20 protein-coding genes are annotated in these 23874 nt (G+C 40.6%); 2 read left to right on the top strand and 18 right to left on the bottom strand.

Annotated features, from left to right (window positions below):
• Positions 1–27 precede the first annotated feature (27 nt).
• On the bottom strand, positions 28–630 hold the full coding sequence (gene yihA, locus EXN75_RS08465; RefSeq protein ID WP_118117302.1) for a ribosome biogenesis GTP-binding protein YihA/YsxC: 603 nt from the start codon (positions 628–630) through the stop codon (positions 28–30).
• Between the two features lie 89 nt (positions 631–719).
• The gene (locus EXN75_RS08460; RefSeq protein WP_134843461.1) at positions 720–2555 is read right to left on the bottom strand and encodes an ABC-F family ATP-binding cassette domain-containing protein; all 1836 of its coding nucleotides are present in this window, start codon (positions 2553–2555) and stop codon (positions 720–722) included.
• A 155-nt stretch (positions 2556–2710) separates the two neighbouring features.
• Between EXN75_RS08460 and rho the strand changes: the two genes are divergently transcribed.
• On the top strand, positions 2711–4954 hold the full coding sequence (rho, locus tag EXN75_RS08455; RefSeq protein WP_134843460.1) for a transcription termination factor Rho: 2244 nt from the start codon (positions 2711–2713) through the stop codon (positions 4952–4954).
• 100 nt (positions 4955–5054) lie between these two features.
• Here rho and EXN75_RS08450 read toward each other — a convergent pair whose 3' ends face one another.
• From EXN75_RS08450 to dapA, 4 genes are all read right to left on the bottom strand, one after another.
• Positions 5055–6374, bottom strand: a complete 1320-nt coding sequence (locus tag EXN75_RS08450; RefSeq protein WP_134843459.1) for a YihY/virulence factor BrkB family protein — start codon at positions 6372–6374, stop codon at positions 5055–5057.
• A gap of 103 nt (positions 6375–6477) precedes the next feature.
• Positions 6478–7881, bottom strand: coding sequence for a glucuronate isomerase (gene uxaC / locus EXN75_RS08445; RefSeq protein ID WP_118117306.1), 1404 nt, complete (start codon positions 7879–7881; stop codon positions 6478–6480).
• A 318-nt stretch (positions 7882–8199) separates the two neighbouring features.
• The gene (locus EXN75_RS08440) at positions 8200–9087 is read right to left on the bottom strand and encodes an AraC family transcriptional regulator (RefSeq protein WP_134843458.1); all 888 of its coding nucleotides are present in this window, start codon (positions 9085–9087) and stop codon (positions 8200–8202) included.
• Positions 9088–9163: 76 nt separating this feature from the next.
• Positions 9164–10051 (bottom strand): 4-hydroxy-tetrahydrodipicolinate synthase, encoded by an 888-nt coding sequence (gene dapA, locus EXN75_RS08435; RefSeq protein WP_134843457.1) that lies wholly within the window; start codon positions 10049–10051, stop codon positions 9164–9166.
• Positions 10052–10198: 147 nt separating this feature from the next.
• Between dapA and truA the strand changes: the two genes are divergently transcribed.
• A complete protein-coding gene (gene truA / locus EXN75_RS08430; RefSeq protein WP_134843456.1) occupies positions 10199–11002 on the top strand; it encodes a tRNA pseudouridine(38-40) synthase TruA in 804 nt (267 codons plus the stop codon).
• Positions 11003–11136: 134 nt separating this feature from the next.
• Here the strand turns inward: truA and EXN75_RS08425 are convergent, their stop codons facing one another.
• The 12 genes from EXN75_RS08425 to rpmI all read right to left on the bottom strand — a co-directional run bounded on the left by EXN75_RS08425 (position 11137) and on the right by rpmI (position 23846).
• Positions 11137–11724 carry an IMPACT family protein gene (locus EXN75_RS08425; protein ID WP_134843455.1) on the bottom strand — a complete coding sequence of 196 codons (588 nt, stop codon included), beginning with the start codon at positions 11722–11724 and terminating at the stop codon, positions 11137–11139.
• 18 nt (positions 11725–11742) lie between these two features.
• The gene (locus EXN75_RS08420) at positions 11743–13077 is read right to left on the bottom strand and encodes a DUF1015 domain-containing protein (RefSeq protein ID WP_134843454.1); all 1335 of its coding nucleotides are present in this window, start codon (positions 13075–13077) and stop codon (positions 11743–11745) included.
• A gap of 117 nt (positions 13078–13194) precedes the next feature.
• Positions 13195–14112 carry an NAD(P)-dependent oxidoreductase gene (locus EXN75_RS08415; RefSeq protein WP_134843453.1) on the bottom strand — a complete coding sequence of 306 codons (918 nt, stop codon included), beginning with the start codon at positions 14110–14112 and terminating at the stop codon, positions 13195–13197.
• Between the two features lie 28 nt (positions 14113–14140).
• Positions 14141–15211 (bottom strand): 3-phosphoserine/phosphohydroxythreonine transaminase, encoded by a 1071-nt coding sequence (gene serC, locus EXN75_RS08410; RefSeq protein ID WP_134843452.1) that lies wholly within the window; start codon positions 15209–15211, stop codon positions 14141–14143.
• A gap of 266 nt (positions 15212–15477) precedes the next feature.
• A complete protein-coding gene (locus tag EXN75_RS08405; protein ID WP_134843451.1) occupies positions 15478–16791 on the bottom strand; it encodes a DEAD/DEAH box helicase in 1314 nt (437 codons plus the stop codon).
• A gap of 2 nt (positions 16792–16793) precedes the next feature.
• Entirely contained in the window at positions 16794–18011 is a 1218-nt protein-coding gene (locus EXN75_RS08400) for a tetratricopeptide repeat protein (protein ID WP_134843450.1), read from the bottom strand.
• Positions 18012–18089: 78 nt separating this feature from the next.
• Positions 18090–19187, bottom strand: coding sequence for a DUF6057 family protein (locus EXN75_RS08395; RefSeq protein WP_134843449.1), 1098 nt, complete (start codon positions 19185–19187; stop codon positions 18090–18092).
• A gap of 10 nt (positions 19188–19197) precedes the next feature.
• Complete coding sequence (locus EXN75_RS08390; RefSeq protein ID WP_134843448.1) at positions 19198–21273, bottom strand: alpha amylase C-terminal domain-containing protein; 2076 nt, start codon at positions 21271–21273, stop codon at positions 19198–19200.
• A gap of 81 nt (positions 21274–21354) precedes the next feature.
• Positions 21355–21798 carry a YhcH/YjgK/YiaL family protein gene (locus EXN75_RS08385; RefSeq protein WP_134843447.1) on the bottom strand — a complete coding sequence of 148 codons (444 nt, stop codon included), beginning with the start codon at positions 21796–21798 and terminating at the stop codon, positions 21355–21357.
• Between the two features lie 74 nt (positions 21799–21872).
• Entirely contained in the window at positions 21873–22991 is a 1119-nt protein-coding gene (locus EXN75_RS08380; RefSeq protein ID WP_022111349.1) for a phosphatidylinositol-4-phosphate 5-kinase, read from the bottom strand.
• A 273-nt stretch (positions 22992–23264) separates the two neighbouring features.
• Positions 23265–23609, bottom strand: a complete 345-nt coding sequence (gene rplT, locus EXN75_RS08375) for a 50S ribosomal protein L20 (RefSeq protein ID WP_022111350.1) — start codon at positions 23607–23609, stop codon at positions 23265–23267.
• Between the two features lie 39 nt (positions 23610–23648).
• The gene (rpmI, locus tag EXN75_RS08370) at positions 23649–23846 is read right to left on the bottom strand and encodes a 50S ribosomal protein L35 (RefSeq protein ID WP_022111351.1); all 198 of its coding nucleotides are present in this window, start codon (positions 23844–23846) and stop codon (positions 23649–23651) included.
• Positions 23847–23874 lie beyond the last annotated feature (28 nt).

The following is a 23874-nucleotide window of genomic DNA, read 5'->3' as shown; positions in this document are numbered from 1 at the left end:
ATATTAATATTTGAAGTGTTCAGAAACTTACTCACTCAAAGACTTGTTGATTTCATCGATATAATCAAGCACTTCATCCCTTCCCATTTTCTTTTCACTACTGGTTATAAAATAAGGAGGGAGTTCTTCCCAGCGATCCTCCAATGCTTGCATCCACTTCTGGGCATTCATTCTTGCCTTTACAGGACCTAACTTGTCTGCCTTGGTAAACACAATACAGAAAGGTATGTTGCTTTCGCCCAACCAATCTACAAATTCACGATCTATCTTCTGCTGCTCATGGCGAACGTCAATCAATACGAATACATTTGCCAACTGAGGGCGCTGAAGAATATAACCTGCAATCATCTGTTCCAGTTGCTTCTGAACAGTCTTGGAGCGCTTGGCAAATCCATAACCAGGAAGGTCAACCAAATACCATTCGTTATTGATGATAAAGTGGTTGATTAACAGAGTTTTACCTGGTGTGGCTGAAGTTTTTGCTAAACCCTTGTGATTGCAAAGCATATTGATAAGACTTGACTTACCTACATTACTTCTGCCAATAAAAGCATACTCTAATTTATTATCCTTAGGACACATGCTCACTCGAGGAGCAGATATCGTAAATTCTGATTTTTTAATCTCCATTGTTACTGATATTATAGTTACGATTATTATTTTATACGTTATACTTTACTCCCATCCAATTTCTTTATTAGAATACCGAATATCGGTTATTAAAGCAATTCTGAAAGTTCAAGCCATCTCATTTCCTTTTCGTCAAGTTCATCCTTGATTTGTGGCAATCTCTTGCTTTTTTCTGTCAGTTCCTCCACGCTCAGTTTTCCGCTACAGAGTTCTTCCTCCAATAGCTTCTGTTCTTTCTCTAAAGCTTCGATTTCCTTTGAAAGCTGTTCGTACTCACGTTTTTCCTTAAAGGACATCTTCCGTTTGTTTTCGAAGTTTACATCACGTTTAGCAGTACCACTGGCATTATCACTATTCTTAGCATCAGTTGTCTTTGACGCCGATTTTGCCTTAGTGGATTCCTCTTCATTCTCCTTAGTTTGCAACCTGCTCCAATCACGATACTGAGTATAGTTGCCAGGGAAGTCCTGAATATCACCCTCTCCCTTGAACACAAGCAGATGATCTACAACCTTATCCATGAAATACCTGTCGTGACTGACTACTATAACACATCCAGGGAAATCCTGAAGATATTCCTCCAGAACCTGCAACGTCTGAATGTCCAGGTCATTAGTAGGCTCATCCAGAATGAGGAAATTCGGATTACGCATCAATACGGTACACAGATAAAGCTTTCTCTTTTCTCCTCCACTCAACTTATATACATAATTATGTTGTTCCTCCGGTGTAAAGAGGAAGAATTGGAGAAATTGAGAAGCTGTCATATGCTTACCACCGCCAAGATCGATATAATCGGCAATTTCCGTAATTACATCTATAACCTTCTGGTCCTCACGGAATTTCAGACCTTCCTGCGAAAAATAACCAAAGCGTACAGTCTCACCGATATCAAATTTACCCTCATCAGGATTCACTTCACCCAAGAGCATCTTGATAAACGTCGATTTACCGGTACCATTATTACCCACAATACCCATTTTCTCAAAACGGGCAAAGTTATAATAAAAATAGTCGAGTATCACCTTTTTATGACCGTGATCTTCAAAAGCCTTGCTAACATACTGGCATTCAAAAATCTTGCTGCCAATATAAACAGTCGAAGCCTTCAGTCTGACCTGCCTGTCCTCAATGCGCTGTTTGGCAACTTTTTCAAGTTCATAGAATGCCTCTTCACGATAGCGTGCTTTATGGCCACGAGCTTGTGGTTGCCTGCGCATCCAGTCAAGTTCTCTTCTATACAAATTTTTAGAATGTTGTATCTCAGCACGAAGATTATCCATTCTTTCCTGACGTTTCTCCAGATAATATGCATAGTTACCTCGATAGGTATAAATAGTCTGATCGTCCAATTCAAGGATAACATTACAAACCTTATCAAGGAAGAAACGATCGTGAGTAACCATGAAAATAGTCTTGTTTCCACGATTCAGATAACCCTCCAGCCATTCTATCATTTCCAGATCCAAATGGTTAGTAGGCTCATCCAACATCAGAAAATCGGGTTCTTCTATCAGTACATTAGCAAGTGCTACACGTTTTTGCTGGCCACCACTGAGCTGCCCCATAGGTTGCTCAAGATTAGTGATATGCAATTGCGTAAGTATCTGTTTAGCTTTCAGTACCTTTTCCGGATCTCCATTATGATTGAAGCAAGCATCCAATACAGTCTCCTCTGGATCAAAGTCTGGTGATTGCTCCAAATAACCGATTTTCAAGTCTCTACGATATATAATATCACCGTTTTCATACCCCTCTTTATTCATCAGTACAGACATAAGAGTAGATTTGCCCGTACCATTACGTGCAACAAGTCCCACCTTCTGTCCTTCAGCGATGGAAAAAGAGATTTTATCGAAAAGAACCTGGGCTCCAAACCGCTTTGTAAGGTTCTGTACATCTAAATATGGTGTCTGATTTGCCATTTTTATTGAAATTTTGTGCAAAGATACAAAAAAAATTTGGCAGAAACGATTTTTTTAATTATCTTTGCACTCGGAATTTGTACGATAGGTGTTTCTCCTCTTGAAACACCTTTTTATACTATCAAGAATCATATACAATATAACTATTATAAATAATGTATAGCAAAGACGAATTAACTTCTAGGAATGTCGCAACATTGAAAGACATTGCTAAACAAATTGGCGCAAAGATTAAATCAAGCGACAACAAGGAGACTATCATCTATGCCATCCTTGACGCTCAGGCAGAAACAGCGCCTCAACCAGTAAAAAGAAAGAGAGCTCGCATTGCCAAAACAGAAGATAAGGTTTACACTGTCAAGGGAAAAGACGGTGAAAACTTTGACGTGATGAAAAATCAAGCTACAGGTCCTTCTGCACACGAGGAACCTAAATTATTTAATGAGTCTGATAAAACTCAAGAAGGAACACAGCCGGTTTCTGAACCAGCAAACTCAAATACTGAACCACAAGAAAACAAAAATACAGAAGTTAGTGATCAATCAACAAATTCCCCAGAGGAACCTGTTATTGACTTTCCAAAGCATCGTGGTAGAAAAAGCAAGGCTGATGAATTGGAAGCTATTGCTATAGCGAAAGCTGCTGCGCTTAAAAAACTGCACGAAGCAAAAATGGCTACTCAAAATGCCACTAACACTGAAATGAACTCTTCTGCAAATGAGAATAATCAAGATGCTGCTCCTGTAGAGGAAAAACTACCTACAAATGCAATATCTGCAGAAAATACGGTTTCAGATGTTAATACAGGAAGCGACAATGATATTGAAAATAAAATTGAAGAAAATCATTCTGAAGGAAACAGCTCAGAAGAAAACATTGTAGCAGAGAATAATCCTACTGGTACTTCTCTGGATAATACTGAAAGTTTTATTCCTGAGCAGGCTTTCGATCATTCTCAAGGGGCAAATGCTCAGCATAGTGAATTGATTGCACAGTTGCAGGCTAAAATGAATGCTCAAAATGAAGAAGAAGCATATCAGCAACACGCAACTGTTCAAACATCAAATAATAACTTTGAACAAGTTTGGGAAAACGATCCAGGTGATGGTACAGACTTTATCCCTGTAGTAGATTTACCTATTGAAGATCAGTCTGCCCTGCCAACATTCGACATATTTGACAGACCGATGACTTCTGCTGCAGCAAACCAGCAAGATCAAGTTGCTCAATCTGAAGCAACCGATGCCCAAGTACAGGAAAGTGAACCATTATACGATTTCAGTGATATTATTTCATCCAATGGCGTTCTCGAAGTAATGCCTGACGGTTACGGATTCCTTCGCAGTAGCGACTACAACTATCTGTCGTCTCCTGATGATGTATATGTAGCATCCAACTTTGTCAAGCGATATGGTCTCAAAACGGGAGATGTTGTACTCTGCAAAGTACGCCCACCACACGAAGGTGAGAAATATTTCCCATTGACTTCTATTGATAAGATCAATGGCCGTGAACCATCAGAAGTAAGAGATAGAATACCGTTCGAGCATCTTACCCCACTCTTCCCTAATGAGAAATTCTCTCTCTGTGGAAATCGTGCAACCACGAATCTCAGCACAAGAATCGTTGATCTGTTCTCACCTATCGGTAAGGGACAGCGTGCGTTGATTGTTGCGCAGCCTAAGACTGGTAAGACAATTCTGATGAAGGATATTGCAAATGCGATTGCAGCCAACCATCCGGAGGCTTATCTGATGATGCTTCTCATCGATGAACGTCCAGAGGAGGTAACTGATATGGCTCGTACTGTAAATGCAGAAGTAATTGCATCTACATTTGATGAACCAGCAGAGCGCCACGTGAAAATTGCAGGTATCGTCTTGGAAAAAGCAAAGAGAATGGTAGAATGCGGTCACGACGTTGTCATCTTCCTTGATTCCATTACTCGATTAGCTCGTGCTTACAATACTGTTGCACCAGCTTCTGGTAAGGTCCTTACTGGTGGTGTGGACGCCAATGCACTCCAGAAGCCAAAGCGTTTCTTTGGTGCTGCCCGAAATATTGAGGGAGGTGGTTCGCTGACAATTATTGCTACAGCCTTGATTGATACTGGTAGCAAGATGGATGAAGTTATCTTTGAGGAATTCAAGGGTACGGGTAATATGGAGTTGCAGTTGGATCGTTCTCTCAGCAACAAACGTATCTTCCCTGCTGTCAATCTGGTTGCTTCATCTACACGTCGTGATGATCTCCTGCAGGATAAGATTACCCTCGACCGCATGTGGATTCTGCGCAAGTACATTTCAGACATGAACCCAATTGAGGCTATGAATACCATCCACAATAGCATGCAGCATACAAGAAATAATGATGAGTTCTTACTCTCTATGAACTCATAAGAATGAAAATAAAGTTATCCTATTTATATAATTTAGGAGAATATAAATAATAAACGGTCATTTGTACAAACTGATGTTACAAATGACCGTTTATATTTTTCTAAATAAATAATATCTGCTTACCGTTATCTACGAATTTCTGATTTACAATATCGATATTTTTCCACAATTCCAATTCATTTTCTATTTCTGAAAAACCAGAAATTTCCTCACCATAATTGAAGAGTCGCTCTATCATCATGCCATAAGTCAGATGATCTATCTTCTCTATCGGATGCAAGACAACAGATTCTTCAAAACACCCCCTTTTCTCGCTTCTAATCTCAACCAGCAATTTGGCCTGCAGGAGTTCCCTCACTGCCTGATTGACAATTTGTTGCGGTATATTCGTCAACTCATGAATCTCTTTCGGTGTATATGCTTGTTCTCCATTATTAAACTGCCTACATACCAAATGCATAACCATTCCGCAAACCTTGATACGCTGCACCAATTTCAGATCATCATATCTGAGGTCTCCATCATAATAATGTATGTTCTGATTAGTATGACAAAGCAAAGCACCAAAGACCACTATAGCCCACGAAATCTGAAGCCATAACAGAAAAAGCGGAATAGCTGCTAAAGAACCATAAATGACATTGTAGCTGGAAAGGAATACTTGCAAATAAATGTAGCCATACTGCAAGGCTGTCATACAGATACCTGCCAGGAATGATGGTACAAGGGTGCTTCGAAATCTTATATAAGTATTCGGAATAACACAGTAACAGAACACAAAGAACAGAAACATCGGAACAAATGCAGCCAAATGGAGGATAAACGAAGGAATTGTTTCCCCTATATCAGCGATCTTATCGACATTATCCACCACATTAACAGTCCATACATTAATACTCGAAGCAAAAAGTATCATGAGACCTAAACCGAACAGAATGGTAGGATATTCTGTAAAAATCTGTTTCCATGAACGTTCTCCCGTATGCCAGATATCATCAAAGGTAAGTTCAATTTTCTGCATCAGAGAGATGATAGTATAGAGAAACATCACGATACCCGTACCGATGATATAGTTGCTCTGGGTATTCTCAATATAGTTTTGTACAAAATTTACAATAGTTTGAGCCACAACCGGTTGTGCCTCAAAAGTAGTAGAAAGCCAGGATTCCAATAAGGATGAATACCCAAAACCTCGGGCAATGACAAACATCATCGCCATAAAAGGAATCAAAGCCATGAAGGAGGCAAAAGTCAATGCTGCCACATCCCTGGCCCACATATCCTTTACATAGAAGATACGACCAGCAAGCATACCCATCTTTATCCAAGATTTTACTCTGCCTCGGAAATCTTTGATATTAGAAGAATTAAATTCTCTGAGATCTTCGTAATATCTTAGTATTCTGTCTATTACCCCCATATTCAAAAGTTTTACGTAGTAAAAAAAACAACAAATCCCTCCACAACATCATCAGATGTCGTAAAGGGATTTGTCTTAGTATAATTGCTATTCAGCTCTACAATTAATAGAACTTGAAGTAGTTGCGGGCATTGTTGTAAGAGATATCTTCAACCATGCGAGAGAGACTCTCCATATCGTTAGGAAGCAAGCCCTTCTCTACATCATTACCGAGGAGGTTGCAAAGCAAACGACGGAAATACTCATGACGTGGATAGCTCAGGAATGAGCGAGAGTCGGTCAACATACCGACGAAACGGCTCAAAAGACCGAGCACAGACAATGCATTCATCTGACGTGTCATACCATCGAGCTGATCATTGAACCACCAGCCAGAACCAAACTGAATCTTACCTGGGCAAGAACCATCCTGGAAATTACCAAGCATAGTAGCGATTACCTCATTGGCACATGGGTTCAAGCAATAAAGGATTGTACGAGTCAACTTACCCTCTACATTTAATTCATTCAAGAAATTACTCATAGCACGAGCTGTAGTAAACTCACCAATAGAATCAAAACCAGTATCAGCACCCAACTTATTGTACATCAATGTGTTATTATCGCGGATGGCACCATAGTGATACTGCTGAGTCCAATCAGCAGCATGATCCATCTCAGCACAAATTCTCAAGAAAGCATGCTTGTACTGACGAACCTCAATAACTGACAACTGCTGACCACGCATAGCCTTTTCAAAGATAGTCTCAATCTGAGAATCAGTATATGCCTCGTCATAGAATTCCTCAATACCATGGTCGCTCAACTTACAGCCATTCTCTGTGAAGAAATCGTGGCGCTTCTGAAGAGCATCAACCATATCCTGGAATGTTGAGATAGTAACACCAGCAACTTCACCCAACTTATTCATATACTCAGCGAAGTCAGGCTTCTCGATATTCATAGCCTTATCAGGACGCCATGCTGGAATCATCTTGATTTCAAAACCGCTCTCACGGGTCTGCTTGTGATAACGGAGATCATCAATTGGATCGTCTGTTGTACAAACACACTCTACATGATAATGGCGCATCAAACCGCGTGCACTGAACTCAGGCAACTGCAATTTCTCGTTGCACTCATCAAAGATCTCACGAGCGGTCTTAGGGCTCAACTGTTTGTCAATACCGAAAGCTGTCTTAAGCTCGAGATGAGTCCAATGATACAATGGGTTGCGGAATGTATAAGGAACAGTTTCAGCCCACTTTTCGAACTTCTCCCAATCGCTTGTATCGGTACCAGTGCAGAAACGCTCATCTACACCATTAGTTCTCATGGCACGCCACTTGTAGTGGTCACCACCGAGCCAAAGTTCAGTAATACTCTTAAACTTGTGATCATTAGCTACCATCTCTGGAATAAGATGGCAGTGATAGTCAATAATTGGCATTTTAGCCGCATGATTGTGGAAAAGATCCTGCGCAGTCTTAGTGTCGAGCAAGAAATTTTCATCCATAAATTGCTTCATAATTGTATAGTAGTTTTAAATATTTTGCTTTTGAAAAACCTTTTGGGAATTCCATTAACTATTTTCTTTGCAAAAATAACTCAAATTTTCGGTAAAACAAAATAATAATAGAATTTTTAATCAGATTTTTACTTAAACGATTGCGGAAAAGTTAAAAAAGAACAAAATAAATCTCCCAAGTAGTCATACATGGAAGATTTATTTGTTTTTTATTCTTTAATTCTCTTCAATTCTTAATATTTATAACAGGCATTTATGCCATAGGTCATAAATTCATCAGAAGAAAACACTAATCATACAGTCCATTCACTAGACAGACTACACAATAATACGAGTCTTGTGATAATTTTCACGGAATTCACTTGGTGAGCATCCTTTTTTCTTTTTGAAAATACGATTGAAGTTACTCAGATTATTAAATCCGCAATCAAACCCGATTTCACTGATAGATTTTGCAGTATCTACCAGCATTCGTGCTGCATAACCCAACCTCAAATCAATAATATACTCACTGATGTTTCTTCCGGTGTGCAACTTAAAGAATCTACTGAATGCACTTGGACTCATACCAGCCATGTTTGCAAGCTCTGGCAGTCTCAGTTCATCCATATAATTCTTAGAGATATAATTCTTTACCTTCAGAATTCTTCTACTATCATCCTCCACGGTAACCTTCGCATAACTGGTAGAAGCTAAAGTCTTAGCACCATCACACCGAGAAAGTTCATACAATATAGTCAAAAACTGCTGAACGGCATAAAAGCCATCTTTGACAGAACTCAAAGTATCCAACAATCCATATACTTTCATAATGGCTTTCATCGGAAACACAAGTCCTTTCTTGGCTTGCTGCATCATTCTTGTAATACTTGAATACGGATTTCTGCCAAAGAGCGTTTCGGTACTCATACTGAAGTCAAATTGTATTGTAATCTCTCTGATATCCTCGCTGCGACAATCATTCTGTTCCCATACATGTTCAAGGTCAGGAGAAGTAATCAAACACAAATCATAATCACCGATAATTTCCTGTGAGTCACCCACTATGCGTCGGACACCTTTAGCATTCTCCACAAAATTGAGTTCAAACACAGAGTGATTGTGAATAGGATAAGTAAACTCCTTTTTATGACGGTCTGCAATGTATAAAACATCTTTTCCCATCAGCGGAGTAATTTCATGTATGATTCTTCTATCGTCTGACATAAAGTAGCTATTAGTGAAATTCAGAATAATTCAGTGGTAATATTTCGGAAAATGAGCAAAATCAAAGCTAATGTCATCAGAAACGCAAGTCCTTGATGATATCGCTCATCTTCTGCTTAGTTGCAATTCTTGTTGGAACAAGAGGCAATCTAAGTTCATTTTCTATGAAACCCATATCATTGAGCAAAGCCTTTACACCAGCAGGGTTACCATCTACGAAAAGCAAACTATAAAGCTCTGTAAATGCATGATGAATCTTACGTGCTGGCTCATATTCACCACGGAACTCCAAGCGGATCATACGGCTGAATGCTTTAGGAAGAGCATTACCAATGACTGAAATTACACCTGCTGCACCACTGGCTACCATAGAGAAAGTCAATGCATCATCACCACTGATAACATCAAAATTATCAGGTTTGTTCTTGATAATCTCATCTACCTGTTCCAAGCTGCCACTTGCTTCCTTGATTGCTACAATATTAGGGAATTCACGGGCGATGCGACAAGTTGTTTCAGGTTTCATGTTAACACCTGTTCTACCTGGTACATTATATAATACGATAGGCAGAGGACTAACTTCAGCGATTGCCTTAAAATGCTGATAAAGTCCCTCCTGAGAAGGCTTATTATAATAAGGACAAATACTGAGGATGCCATCAATACCGCTCCAATCAGTATTCTTGATTTCATCTACTACAGCAGCAGTATTATTACCACCGCAATATTTCAAAATCTTGACACGACCATGATTGACCTCTTTGACAAGTTCAGTGATTTTATCTTTCTCATCTTTAGTAAGACAAGGCGCCTCGCCAGTTGTAGCAAGGATGCAAAGGAAATCTGCACCATTGTCAATTTGAAACTCTACCAATCTCTTCAGAGCCTGGTAATCTACCGAACCATCGGTCTTAAATGGAGTAATGAGAGCTATACCTAACCCTTTAAAAATATTCTGTGCCATAATCAATTTTCAAAATTAATCGCAAAATTACAAATTTATTGCCAAATTGCAAAACAAATTGCCATTTTTCTTTCAAAATTGTATCAAAATTGAAAAAATTTGGTATTATTATCGCATATATCGCATATTTTTCGTAATTTTGCAGCTATGAGTAGATACTTTATTACCTTTAGTTATGATGGTACAAACTATCATGGATGGCAAATTCAGCCTAATGCCAATACGGTGCAGCAAGAGTTGCAACGAGCGTTGTCTATTTTACTCCGAAAAGAAATTGAAGTTGTAGGGGCCGGCCGTACAGACACAGGAGTTCATGCCAGAAAAATGGCAGCTCATTTTGATTGGGAACATAAAGATCAGGCAGCATTATCTTCTGACGAAGAAAAAGACATGTCTGCGAAAAAGGAACTTCTTCCCATTTCCTGCGACCAGATGGTTTATCGCCTGAATCGAATTCTCCCAAGAGATATATCTGTATGGGATGTTTTCCCTGTTGCAGATGACATGCATGCCCGTTTCTCTGCCACCTCCCGCACCTACCATTATTATATACATACGCGAAAGGATCCATTTGAACGTCATTTCTCTCTCCAAATTAATTACCCATTGGATTTTAATAAAATGAATGAAGCAGCCAAATATTTCCTTCAGCATGAAGACTATGCAGCATTCTGCAAGGCTGGTGGTGATAACAAGACTACCATTTGTCATGTTACAGAAGCGAAATGGGTGCAAACTTCCCCTACATCCTGGTATTTTGAAATAACAGCCAACCGTTTCCTTCGCAACATGGTGAGAGCTGTGGTAGGAACATTGATTGATGTAGGCCGTGGGAAAATAAGCATGAATCAATTTCTTGAAATTTTGCATCAGGGAACAAGAAGTGATGCCGGCGAGAGTATGCCAGGCAATGCTCTTTTCTTAGAAGATGTAAGCTATCCGGAATTATAGCTTTAAGATCATCCGAAAATTAAAACTATTGCATCCGGATAATAAACACAAAAACTTCCTGTTTTTAAAACAGAAACAATTCTGATTTATTTAACGAAAAAAATATATAAACCAAAAACTCGCTTGGAGAAACTTTATTCAAACGAAAGTTTCTTCAAGCGAGTTCTTAATTGTTCTGCCTCACTCTTGCGAATGGAAAGCTTTATACTGCAGGTGTTATCAAAAACCTGATCCACAATACGAGGATTCATTTCCTTTACAATTCTCATTACATCATTCATCATCGGATAAGTAAAATCATAAGTCACAATTTCTTCTACCTGTCTGATTTCCTCTTCACAATGAGCCAATGCCTCTATAGCAGCTTCACGATAAGCGACTATCAAGCCACTTGTTCCGAGTTTTACTCCACCGAAATATCTGATAACCACTATCAGAATATCTGTCAATTCTGCTTTATTGATCTGTCCTAAGATCGGTTTTCCGGCAGTAGAAGACGGTTCTCCATCGTCATTCGCCCGGAATTCATTTCTTTCAGGACCCAACATATATGCATAGCAACAATGTCTGGCATCATAGTATTTCTTCCTATAACCTGCCACTATTTCCTTGACTTCTTCGACAGATGTCACATGATGAGCAAAAGCGAGGAACTTACTCCTTTTCTCAGTGTACAGTCCCTCGCCTACTTGATCTTTTATAGTTTTGTATTCGTCAATCATTTAATTAAGCCGAACTCTTTAGTCTAATTTATGAATAATCAAACCGCTACGCAGTTTTGGCTCAAACCAAGTTGCCTTAGGTGGCATAATCTTACCACTATCAGCAATGTCCATAATCTGCTGCATAGTTACCGGATGAAGTGCCAATGCCATCTTCATTTCACCACTATCTACACGACGTTTCAACTCACCAAGTCCACGGAGACCACCCACAAAATCGATACGCTTATCAGAACGTAAGTCCTTGATTCCAAGGATTTCATCAAGAATCAAACGGGATGAAATATCAACATCTAATACGCCAATCGGGTCTTCATCATCGTAAGTACCCGGCTTAGCAAACAATCCATACCATTTACCATCCAAATATAGGAGGAATGAATGAAGGGCTGCAGGTTTCAGAATATCCAAACCGAATTTATCGATAGCTTCCTGTAACTCCATCTTTTCATAGCATGGAATACCTTCATCATCACCTGATACGTTAATATTAATAGCATCAATCTCAATGACTTCGAAGTTTTTAGCCAAAGCATCGAGGAATTGTTCTGAAGTCAAACCGTTCAAGTCCTTCACTACTCGATTATAGTCAAGAATTGTCAACTGACTTGCTTGGAAGCAAACTGCCATAAAGTAATTGTATTCCTCCTGACCAGTATGATGAGGATTATTCTTAGCCTTTTCAGCACCAACCAAAGCAGCAGCAGCTGAACGGTGATGACCATCAGCAATATAGAGACTTGGCATCTTCTCAAACTCCGCTGTAATGGTGGCAATATCCTGATCATCGCTTACAATCCAGAATTGATGACGGAATCCGTCAACAGGAGCAATGAAATCATATTCCGGTGTAGTAGCAGCATAGCGAACCAAAAGATCGTTAAGCACCTGATTATCAGGATAAGCAAAGAATACAGGCTCGATATTTGCATTGCAAACACGTACGTGCTTCATGCGATCCTCCTCCTTATCACGGCGAGTCAACTCATGCTTTTTAATCACACCCGTCATATAATCGTTTACATAAGCACCCACCACAAGACCATACTGAGTCTTGCCATTCATGGTTTGGGCATAAATGTAATATTGTTCCTTATCATCCTGTTTCAACCAACCGTTCTCCTGAAACTTTCTGAAATTCTCAGCAGCGCTTTCATAGACGCGTGGATCATACTCAGAAGTACCAGGTTCAAAATTGATTTCAGGTTTGATAATATGATAAAGACTCTTCTCGTTGTCACCAGCTTCGGCACGAGCCTCTTCTGAATCGAGCACATCGTATGGTCTTGATTCCACCAGTTCCACCAGTTCCTTTGGCGGACGAATGCCCTTAAAAGGTTTAATTTTTGCCATAATGTTGTAGGTATTAGAGTGCCACGCTAACATAGTATGGCACAATGATAAAACACAAAAGCCCACAAAGGATACTATCATACAGTACCCTCTGCGAGCTCACCTATTATTCTTTTATTACTTGTTTACCTGGAATTTGGTACAGCCATCCTTGAAGAATGCATTAATCTGCTTAGCAGCAGCAATACCAGCATTGATATTAGCCTCTGCAGTCTGTGCACCCATCTTCTTAGGAGTAGAGAAATAGCGACCTTCAAACTTAGCAAACTCAGCATCAGCATCAGGTTTGATATCTGTAATAAACTTCAAGTCCTCACGCTCAGCCATCAGCTTAACCAACTCTTCTTCGTTGATAACTTCCTTGCGGGCAGTATTGATCAAGATACCTCCCTTAGGCAACTGGTTTACAGTCTTATAATCAATGCTCTTGATAGTCTCTGGAGTAGCAGGAATATGAAGAGAAACGATATCACAAGTCTGGAACAGTTCATCCTGACTCTTGACAGCATGAACACCGGCAGCCTCAATAACATCAGCAGGGCAGAAAGCATCATAAGCAGATACTTCCATACCGAAGCCCTTAGCGATGCGAGCAACATTTCTACCCACATTACCGAAAGCAAGAATACCCAATTTCTTACCCTTCAATTCAGAACCTGACTTGCCGTTATAGAAATTACGAACAGCAAATACCAATAAACCGAAAACCAATTCGGCAACTGCATTAGAATTCTGACCTGGAGTATTTTCAGCAACTACATTGTGAGCAGTAGCAGCAGCAAGGTCAATATTGTCATAACCTGCACCAGCACGTACCACAATCTTCAGATTCTTGGCAGCATCCAAAACTTCAGCAGTTACTTTGTCAGATCGGATGATCATTGCATCCACATCTTTCACTGCATCCAATAGCTGAGTCTTTTCTGTATATTTCTCGAGCAGGACAAGTTCATTGCCTGCACCTTCAATTTCTTTCTTGATACCTTCAACAGCAGCTGCTGCAAAAGGTTTCTCTGTTGCAACTAATACTTTCATGATTGAATTTGATTAGAATATTTTCGAATTAGTGCTGTGCCTCGAAATCCTGCATAGCCTTTACGAGAGCATTCACGCCCTCCATAGTCATTGCATTGTAGCAACTTGCACGGAAGCCACCTACAGAGCGGTGACCCTTAATACCTACCATACCACGCTCAACAGCAAAGTCAAGGAATGGTTTTTCAAGTTCCTTATACTCATCGTTCATAACGAAACAGATGTTCATCAGAGAACGTGAAGCTTCCTCTACAGTACCCTTGAAGAGTTTATTGCGATCAATCTCTGCATAGAGGACTTCAGCACGCTCGTGAGCACGCTTATCAGCAGCCTCTACACCACCATTAGCCTTCAACCAACGGAGATTCTCCATCAGAGAATAAATAGGCACTACAGGAGGAGTATTAAACATACTGCCCTTATCTACATGAGTACGATAATCAATCATTGTAGGCAACTCACGTGGAGCCTTGCCCAAGAGTTCATCCTTCACGACTACTACAGTTACACCAGCCATAGAAAGATTCTTCTGTGCACCAGCGTAGATAGCTGTATATTTAGAAACGTCCACAGGCCGGCTCATGATATCAGAACTCATATCAGCAATCAAAGGCACCTTAACATCTGGATCACGACGCAACTCAGTACCATAGATGGTATTGTTGGAAGTGATGTGCAGATAGTCTGCATCAGCTGGCTCGAGGCCTTCAAACTGAGGATAGAAAGTATAGTTGGCGTCGGACGAGGATGCGATCTCCACGACCTCACCAAAATGCTTTGCCTCTTTCATCGCCTTCTTGGCCCAAGTACCAGAATTGACATAGGCAGCCTTCTTGATGAGGAAGTTGGCAGGAATCTGCATGAACTGCAATGACGCACCACCACCAAGGAAGATAACGGAGTAACCCTCAGGGATATCAAGCAACTCCTTGAACAAGGAGACTGCCTCATCAACTACTGGCTGGAAATCCTTAGCGCGATGGCTGATTTCCATCAATGAAAGACCTGAACCGTTGAAATCCAAAATCTGCTTAGCTGTGTTTTCAATCACTTCGCGTGGAAGCATTGAAGGACCTGCATTAAAATTGTACTTCTTCATCTGTATATTATTTAAGTTTTTATTGGATTATTCCCTATGTGTTTTTAAAACACGTCGGCGAAATTACAATTTTTATTTGAAACCACCAAACTTTTCTGCACATTTTTAGCAAAATGGGCAAAATTCTTACGGATTGTCAGCCTTTTCTGCCTATTCTATGTATTTTTATGCAGAAAATAGAATTACTGCTACATATTATCAGCAATTAAGATGACAGAGAATCAATAAGATCAATATGGGAATATATCAGGGCGAAGGAAATAAGATTATAAAACCTCTTCCACAACTGTTCTGATACCTTTGATTTTTTGTCCGGCAGTCAGTTTGAGCACCTGCTTCAATTTAGTACGCGATACAGCCACATAGGCATATCTGTCTTTCACATCGATCTTACCGATCTCGGAAGAATTGAGCTGGCCTATTTTGCAGAGATAACCTACGATGTCACCCTTGCTTACCTTATCCTTCTTTCCCTTACCTATATATATAGTAGCCATACGTGGTTTGGCTGGTACAGAATGAGTCTGAAGGATTTCGTAAGTCTGTATCTCTGCATCCACATAATCTGGAATGTGTTCTGTAGGTCCGATGATAAAGAAAGCCTTACCCTGAGATTCCCAGCGCGCCGTACGACCTACTCTGTGAATATAACTATCCTCACATTCCGGGATATGATAATGCACAATATTGTTGATATCTGGAATATCAATACCTCTTGATGCTAAATCAGTACTTACTAAGATATTCACACTACCATTGCTGAACTTATAGAGTGCATCTTCACGCGCTTTCTGGTCCAATCCACCATGGAATGAGGAAAGTGAGAAACCTTTTTCGCGCAAGAAATCGCTGGTACGCTCCACACTGTCACGGTAGTTGAGAAATACAATGGTACTCTCATCACCAAAACTTAACAGAAGCTGGGCGAGTGTCTCCAACTTGTCTTTCTGTGGACTATCCACCTGATAGATGCAAACACGGTCTGAAACCTGTTCCTCCTCAATGCGATAGTCAATCGTTTCAGCACGATTCATGTGAACGAAATTAGGAATCAGCTCTGCCTCGGTAGCAGAAAGCAGGATATGGCGTTCCAGATTTGGCAGACTCTCTATCAGTTTGCTCATTTCGTTCTGAAAGCCCATTTCCAGACACTTATCAAACTCATCGATGATAAGGTATTTGATATTCTCTATTTCGAAATTACCCTTATCGATATGATCATTCAGACGTCCTGGAGTACCGAAGATAACCTGAGGCATCACCTTTCTGAGCAAACGATGTTCATCCATCGTAGGTCGTCCACCATAACAAGCCATTGCTTTTACAGGAGTATGCATAGTTCCCAATACATTGGCCGACTGCAATGCAAGTTCACGACCAGGAGTAATCACAAGCGCCTGTGGTGCATCTACCGACGGATCAATGAGCTGAACCAGCGGCAGAAGATAAGCCAGCGTTTTACCGCTACCTGTAGGCGAAAGTACCACGACGTCCTTATTGCTATGAAGCATTGCATGCATCGTAGCTTCCTGCATGCCGTTCAGTTCTATACCCAAACGAGTCAATATATCTTGTAGCATATTTACTTTTTATTTCTGTTATTATTCATTACTTTGTCTATCTCGTCAAACTCTTTACCCATATTCAGATTGAGATAAATCGTATATAATGGGAGGGACCACTTCCCTACTTCATTCGGTTCGAGCTTTCTATATTTTTCCAGATATGGAAGCGCCTGTTTGTAGAGCGCATTTATTTCATCATGTTTCTTTCTCAATTTCTGCGAATTTTTATCCAGCATAATGGCGCGGTTGAAACATGAGAGACCGGCATTGAGATGAGCTTCGGATAAGGAATCATTTTTCGCTATCAGAGACTTACAGATATCAAAACATTCCTCATTCTTTCCCTGATTCAGCAAGATGGAACTCTTGGTCAGGAGATAAGTGGTATTCAAAGAATCCACCCGTAAAGCTTGGTTCACCACATTCATTGCCGAATCCAGTTCATTTTTTTCCATATAATGTTCTACAAGGCGTGGAAAGAAGAAAGGAAAAGAAGGTGAATTATTGAATCCTTCTTTCAGGCAATCCACATATCTTACCGTATCCTTTTCGAGTTTATATGTCTCTGCCAGATATTGCAACATATAATTATAATGAGTAGTATCCTTCAGAGCGATATACGAATGATGAAGAGTAGCCTGTGGATTCTTCATCTTGTATCCGCAATATACGGCCCAGAAAGCCACAGTCGGAATCAACTTATCATTCTCTCTGTAATTGTAAGAGGCGAAGAGAGGAATGTTGGCGCAATGCAGATACTGGTCCAGCAAACTATATGCCTCAGGATATTTGGTTTTTCGAATAAACCAGAGTCCACCGCTGTAGAGGTTTTGTCTGATTTTTCCCAGATAGTCAGCATGTTGCTTGCGATATTCGATGCGCACCTTTCCCTTCCTGTCTGGAACCATTTCTACAGAATCCATATTCTGTGCCACCTCAAAGAGTTGTCTTGTCAGATTAAACAGTTGGGCTGTATCATACGCCTGTTTCAGATACAACTTTTCATTTCCCTGCTCATATTGTTTTCTCACGGCATCATAGAGAATATTCCATATTTTCAGGTTTCCTCGATTCATAGAATCCTTAAGCAACTTCTCCATAGATGCCTGAGCCTGAGTTAAATTATTTCCAGCCTTAACATTGTCTCGTGCAGCAGAAATCTCTTTCTTCTGAGCATAGCCTGCCATACAGAAGAAAGAAATCGATATGAGCAAAAACAACTTAAGTTTATTCATACTTGTTTTTTATGTTGAGATATTTAATAAGACTTATTAGCCTGAATGTTCATTACGATAAAATGCATATTAGCCAGTTTATTCCTTACCATAAAGATAATAATACCAGTACGTATTACCATAGGTATCACGCAAGGCGGCATTACGTTCCATCGCATTTGAATATTTCCGCTCCAAAGTCTGGAAATCCTGGAAGTCAGCTTCCATTACTGCGTTTTTATATACTACTTTCGGATGTAATCTTCTGTGGGTATATAGCATCAGTGCCTCCTTATAATGTTTTGGCAGCGAATCATTCTCAATATTATATTTGCTTTGCACAAGGAGCACAAACTGATCTATCTTCTTATCCAGCAGGAATGCATTCAACTGATAGTCCAGCGGTTTCACATAGTAGAATTTTCCTCTTACCTTCTTGCGCATCCACTTTGGAGTGGTCCACATCATCGATTTGGTAGTCACGCTGTCTGGTATCATTGCCTTGCTGCCACCTACAAGCGGATAGGTAAAAAGTTTATCCCCCATAGCTCCCGTTTTATGAAGGCAGGCTATTCTGAGCATAGTGAGTGAAGAATCCGTATGAGCAGACTGTGCACCCACCTCCAGCGCTTCCTGATATTTTCCTTCACACATCAAACTTTCCATCCGCATGCGATAGTGGAACACATCATTACCATTGCCGATAAGAATCACCAGAAGAATCATCACATCCAGGGAGAGCACATTGATCCAAGTACATCTGGACAACCAGAGACCTTTCTGAATATCCGGTTCATATGCTTCCAGTTGACGGATTACCCACATGATTCCCGAATAAAGAATCAGGAGCAACGGAAAAAGCCAGCACCAGCTACCCAATGAATGGTAGGTATCAATATCCGTAGGAATATCCGTAATGATAGCGAGTATCAGCAAAGATGGAAAATACGTCAATGCATGAAATCGTTTCTTCACCCGCGTGATGGCAAAAACGCCCACTTGAAGAAGAAACAGGACAAGGGTAGTCAGGATGGGAAACAGTACATAATTGTACTGGGTCATTCCACCCGATAAAGCATGTTGAGCTACTGCCAACAGATCCTGTTGGTAGCAGCTCAAATAGAGATATGTAAATACTATAAAGATGATAGCACACGTCAGACGCATCTTGGTGGTACTATTTCTTTTCTTTTCCATATAATTACTTTCAGTTTTTCTTTAATACGAGCGCCGAACGAGCTGGCAGATAGAGCTTTAACCACTCTTTATGCTCTTCAACATAGAGCGCATCATAATTTGTTAAATGTGTCATTGTATCATCATTCAGACCATTTCCTCCAAATGCCACATTATCACTGTCCAGTACGATACTGTAAGAACCAGTAGGTACCAGGAAGCCATAATCGGTAAATGATTTGGTAGGTGAGAAGTTGAATACAAACAGCAGGTCGCCTCTCATGAAAGCAAGCACCTGGTCACCATCATTGTGCCAGATTTCCTGAACAGGAGTCTTATTGAAATTCTTCTCACTCTTGATAACGTTGATCATTTCACGATCGAAGTCACCCAGATAATGATAACATAAATCCTTATTATCTACAAGGTTCCACTGGCGACGGGCATACTTGTAACTCCATCCGTTTCCTTCTCTTGGGAAGTCAATCCACTCTGGATGACCAAACTCATTACCCATGAAGTTCAGATATCCACCATTGATAGTAGAAGCAGTCACCAGTCTGATCATCTTATGCAGGGCAATTCCTCGATGTGCCATATCATTCTCATCTCCCTTCTTGAAATGCCAGTACATATCGGCATCTATCAGTCGGAATATGATCGTCTTATCACCCACGAGTGCCTGGTCATGACTCTCACAGTAAGAGATGGTCTTCTCATCCTTACGGCGGTTCTTTACCTCCCAGAATATGCTGCTTGGCTTCCATGCCTCATCTGGCAATTCCTTGATGGTTTTTATCCAGAAATCAGGAATATTCATCGCCATGCGATAGTCAAAACCATATCCGCCGTCAGTAAACTTGGCTGCCAATCCTGGCATACCACTCACTTCCTCTGCGATGGTGATTGCATTCTTGTTTACCTCATGAATCAGGCAGTTGGCAAGAGTCAGATAGCAGATGGCATTGTCATCCTCATGTCCGTTGAAGTAATCAGCATAGCAGGTGAAAGCCTCGCCCAGACCATGACTGTAATAGAGCATGGATGTAACGCCGTCGAAACGGAAACCATCGAAATGGAACTCATTAAGCCAATACTTGCAGTTGCTCAGGAGGAAGTGGATGACTTCATCCTTGCCATAGTCGAAGCAAAGACTGTCCCAAGCCGGATGCTCATGGCGGTCACCAGGATAGAAATACTGGTTAGGATCACCAGCTAAGTTACCCAGACCTTCCACCTCATTCTTGACAGCGTGGGAGTGAACGATGTCCATAATGACAGCGATACCCTTCTGATGAGCCGTATCAATGAGATCCTTCAGTTCTTCAGGAGTACCGAATCGGCTGCTGGCAGCAAAGAAACTACTTACATGATAACCGAACGAACCATAGTATGGATGCTCCTGAATAGCCATAATCTGGATACAGTTGTAACCATCCTTGATGATACGTGGCAGTACATTCTCCTTAAACTCTGTATAGGTACCCACTTTTTCTGCATCCTGGCCCATACCGATGTGGCATTCGTAAATCAATAGCGGAGTCGTCTTTGGCTTGAAAGTTTTCTTCTTCCATACGTATGGTTCCGGATTCCAAACCTGTGCAGAGAAAATCTTGGTCTTTTCATCCTGTACCACTCTTCTTGCCCAAGCAGGAATGCGCTCACCTTCTCCACCTTCCCAGTGAACTTTCATCTTGAAAAGATCACCATGCTTCAACGCTTTCTCGGAGAGCTTGAGTTCCCAGTTTCCTGTACCCTGAATACGTTTAGCACGATACTTTGGCGACTCTTTCCAGTCATTGAAATCACCAATCAGATAGATATCAGTAGCATTAGGAGCCCATTCACGGAACACCCATCCACGGTCAGTCTTATGCAGACCGAAATACTCGTAGCCATTGGCGAAATCACTCAAGGTCTGCTTACCGTTCTTGGTCAACTGACTCAATTTCCACAGAGCATGATCATGTCTGCCCTTAATTGCATCCTCATAAGGTTCGAGATAGGAGTCATTCTTCACCAAACCGATATGTTTAGGAGCTGCAGTAGTCTTTACTGCCTTTTTAGCAGCGGTTTTCTTGCCGCTTTCTGCTTTTTTTGTTGCCATATACTCATGATTTTAGATTAGCTATAGAGTAAGAAATCTGCGAGTAACAGATTCCGTCTTAAACTTTGATTGATTTTCAGTTTATGCCTTGATTTTGAAGATAGCCTTGTGGATATCGCCTGTACCGATGCATGGCTGATGGCCATCCTGAGGAGCGAAAATAGCAAATTCACCAGGCAGACAGGTTACATAAGCAGAAGCCACAGCACCAGGATATTTGGATAGGTCTTTTTCTGCATTGTATTCTGCATCTGGCAATTTAGCCAAAGGAAGATAACCATAAGTCTCTTCGTTGTCAAGAGGAATCTGGATATCGATCATATTCTTGTGAGTTTCAAATACAGCTTCATCCACAGTATTTCCATGAGCTGTTGTTATATTTACAAACAAGTCATTACCCACGATGGAATGCTTGCCGTCTTCCAATTCGTTCAAATCGTTCTTTTTCAAGAACTTAACGACCTCTGCAAAGAGAGGATTCAGAGAGACATATTTCTCCAAATTTTCTAATGTGTCAACTATCATGATTAAAAGTTTAAAATACAAATTCTATATAATATAATTGATAACTCTTAAGAAAATTTTCAAGGATTTTCATATCAATCTTCAAAGCGCTTACCGTTCTCGTAAGTTCCCCGAGCTGTCACCTGTCCGTTTCTGTCTTTCTCTACGAACTTGCCTTCTCGGCGGTCGTTACGGTAAGTGCCTTCAAATCGTTTACCTTCTTTGGTTTCCTCGATGCAGGCACCCTCACGCTTACCATTTCTATAAACGCCCTTGAAACGATTGCCATTGGCATAGTGAATAATCACCTCGCCATTAACCTGACCTTTTCGGAATTCACCTTCAAATATATCACCCGATTTCTTGGTCAGTTTACCTCTACCATCCTGCAGGTCATCTTTCCAACTACCTACGTAGATATCCCCGTTTTTCCAGATAAAAGTACCCTGTCCGTTTCGCAGGCCATCACGGAACTGTCCGGTATATTTCGCCCCATTCACAGACTTGAAGATACCTTCACCGGTACGTTCACCCTGCACATAGTCGCCTTCATATACATCACCGTTCTTAAACTTGTATATACCTTTACCGTCCTGAATATCATCTTTCCAGTCTCCGATATATACATCGCCATCGGCATACTTGTTGGTACCCTTTCCCGAGCGCTGGTTATCCACCCAGTTGCCATCGTAAGTCGTACCATCACCCCAGTCAAAGAATCCCAGCCCATTCTTCATGTCGTTCTTCCACTGACCTTTGTAGTATGCTCCATTGGAGTAAGTATAGGTACCACGTCCCTGTCGCTTGTCCATATACCAGTCACCATCGTATTTATCCTTATTGTAATAATACATGATGCCATGTCCATGCTGGTAATCACGGAACCATAAACCTACATATTTATTATTGTTCTGGAAATAGTAAGTTCCACGTCCATGCTGCTGATCTTCCATCCACTGACCTTCATATTTTTCACCGTCAGCAAAAGTATAGACACCATAACCGTTTCTCTTACCTTTCACGTAGGATCCTTCATAAGTATCACCATTTTTAAAGACGGTAGTACCTTTCCCATTTGGCTTATTTCCTACCATTTCGCCTTTATATTGTCCCCCGTCACGAGTAACGCAAGAACCCAGTGAAATTTTCTGGGCAAAGGAGCACAAAGGCAATGATATCAGTAAAAATGAGATTAAGTTTATCTTGTATTTCATACGCTTGCGTGTTGTTTATTCTCCAAAATTATATAAAATCTATCAAACGACAAAATAGATTAAGTAAATTTAAGGATAAACAACAAAATAAGAACAAAATAAACAAAGATAAAAACGGGAAATTCCGGACAAAACATAATAGTTGCTTATATAATAGGAGATATCAAACAAGAGATAAAGGATGCGGAATTAGGAATCTTAAAAAGCAAAAGACTGTACCCCATCATCTGGAATACAGTCTTTATTTTTTGAAATCACAGACTAAGTCTTGAATTACTTAACCTTGTCAACAATAGCCTTGAAAGCCTCTGGGTTGTTAACAGCGAGGTCAGCGAGCACCTTGCGGTTGATCTCGATACCTGCCTTGTGAAGCGCACCCATCAACTGGCTATAGCTCATGTTCTCCAAACGAGCAGCAGCATTGATACGCTGGATCCACAATGCGCGGAAATTGCGCTTCTTGTTACGACGGTCACGATAAGCGTAAGTAAGACCCTTCTCCCAAGTGTTCTTAGCTACTGTCCATACATTCTTGCGAGCTCCATAGTAACCCTTAGTGAGCTTCAAGATTTTTGTTCTTTTTGCTTTTGATGCAACGTGATTTACTGATCTTGGCATAATTTTTTTTCTTTAAAAGTTCGACTAAAAAGTTAATAATTAACGGAGGCAGAGCAAGTCGCGAACCTGCTTGAGGTTAGAACGATCTACGAGAGTCTCACCAAGGAGATTTCTCTTCTGCTTCTTTGTCTTCTTAGTCAAGATGTGACTGTGATAAGCGTGATGACGCTTGATCTTACCTGTACCGGTGAAACGGAATCTCTTCTTTGCGCCGGAATTAGTCTTTACTTTTGGCATTTTTACTTTTAATTTTAATTGTTATTTA

Source organism: Segatella hominis (genome assembly GCF_004535825.1).
GTDB lineage: Bacteria > Bacteroidota > Bacteroidia > Bacteroidales > Bacteroidaceae > Prevotella > Prevotella hominis.
This window is presented reverse-complemented; position numbering and strand designations above follow the sequence as displayed.

Coding starts and splice junctions, on each gene's coding strand:
- yihA (WP_118117302.1), bottom strand. CDS start 630: ATGGAGATTAAAAAATCAGAATTTACGATATCTGCTCCTCGAGTGAGC.
- EXN75_RS08460 (WP_134843461.1), bottom strand. CDS start 2,555: ATGGCAAATCAGACACCATATTTAGATGTACAGAACCTTACAAAGCGG.
- rho (WP_134843460.1), top strand. CDS start 2,711: ATGTATAGCAAAGACGAATTAACTTCTAGGAATGTCGCAACATTGAAA.
- EXN75_RS08450 (WP_134843459.1), bottom strand. CDS start 6,374: ATGGGGGTAATAGACAGAATACTAAGATATTACGAAGATCTCAGAGAA.
- uxaC (WP_118117306.1), bottom strand. CDS start 7,881: ATGAAGCAATTTATGGATGAAAATTTCTTGCTCGACACTAAGACTGCG.
- EXN75_RS08440 (WP_134843458.1), bottom strand. CDS start 9,087: ATGTCAGACGATAGAAGAATCATACATGAAATTACTCCGCTGATGGGA.
- dapA (WP_134843457.1), bottom strand. CDS start 10,051: ATGGCACAGAATATTTTTAAAGGGTTAGGTATAGCTCTCATTACTCCA.
- truA (WP_134843456.1), top strand. CDS start 10,199: ATGAGTAGATACTTTATTACCTTTAGTTATGATGGTACAAACTATCAT.
- EXN75_RS08425 (WP_134843455.1), bottom strand. CDS start 11,724: ATGATTGACGAATACAAAACTATAAAAGATCAAGTAGGCGAGGGACTG.
- EXN75_RS08420 (WP_134843454.1), bottom strand. CDS start 13,077: ATGGCAAAAATTAAACCTTTTAAGGGCATTCGTCCGCCAAAGGAACTG.
- EXN75_RS08415 (WP_134843453.1), bottom strand. CDS start 14,112: ATGAAAGTATTAGTTGCAACAGAGAAACCTTTTGCAGCAGCTGCTGTT.
- serC (WP_134843452.1), bottom strand. CDS start 15,211: ATGAAGAAGTACAATTTTAATGCAGGTCCTTCAATGCTTCCACGCGAA.
- EXN75_RS08405 (WP_134843451.1), bottom strand. CDS start 16,791: ATGCTACAAGATATATTGACTCGTTTGGGTATAGAACTGAACGGCATG.
- EXN75_RS08400 (WP_134843450.1), bottom strand. CDS start 18,011: ATGAATAAACTTAAGTTGTTTTTGCTCATATCGATTTCTTTCTTCTGT.
- EXN75_RS08395 (WP_134843449.1), bottom strand. CDS start 19,187: ATGGAAAAGAAAAGAAATAGTACCACCAAGATGCGTCTGACGTGTGCT.
- EXN75_RS08390 (WP_134843448.1), bottom strand. CDS start 21,273: ATGGCAACAAAAAAAGCAGAAAGCGGCAAGAAAACCGCTGCTAAAAAG.
- EXN75_RS08385 (WP_134843447.1), bottom strand. CDS start 21,798: ATGATAGTTGACACATTAGAAAATTTGGAGAAATATGTCTCTCTGAAT.
- EXN75_RS08380 (WP_022111349.1), bottom strand. CDS start 22,991: ATGAAATACAAGATAAACTTAATCTCATTTTTACTGATATCATTGCCT.
- rplT (WP_022111350.1), bottom strand. CDS start 23,609: ATGCCAAGATCAGTAAATCACGTTGCATCAAAAGCAAAAAGAACAAAA.
- rpmI (WP_022111351.1), bottom strand. CDS start 23,846: ATGCCAAAAGTAAAGACTAATTCCGGCGCAAAGAAGAGATTCCGTTTC.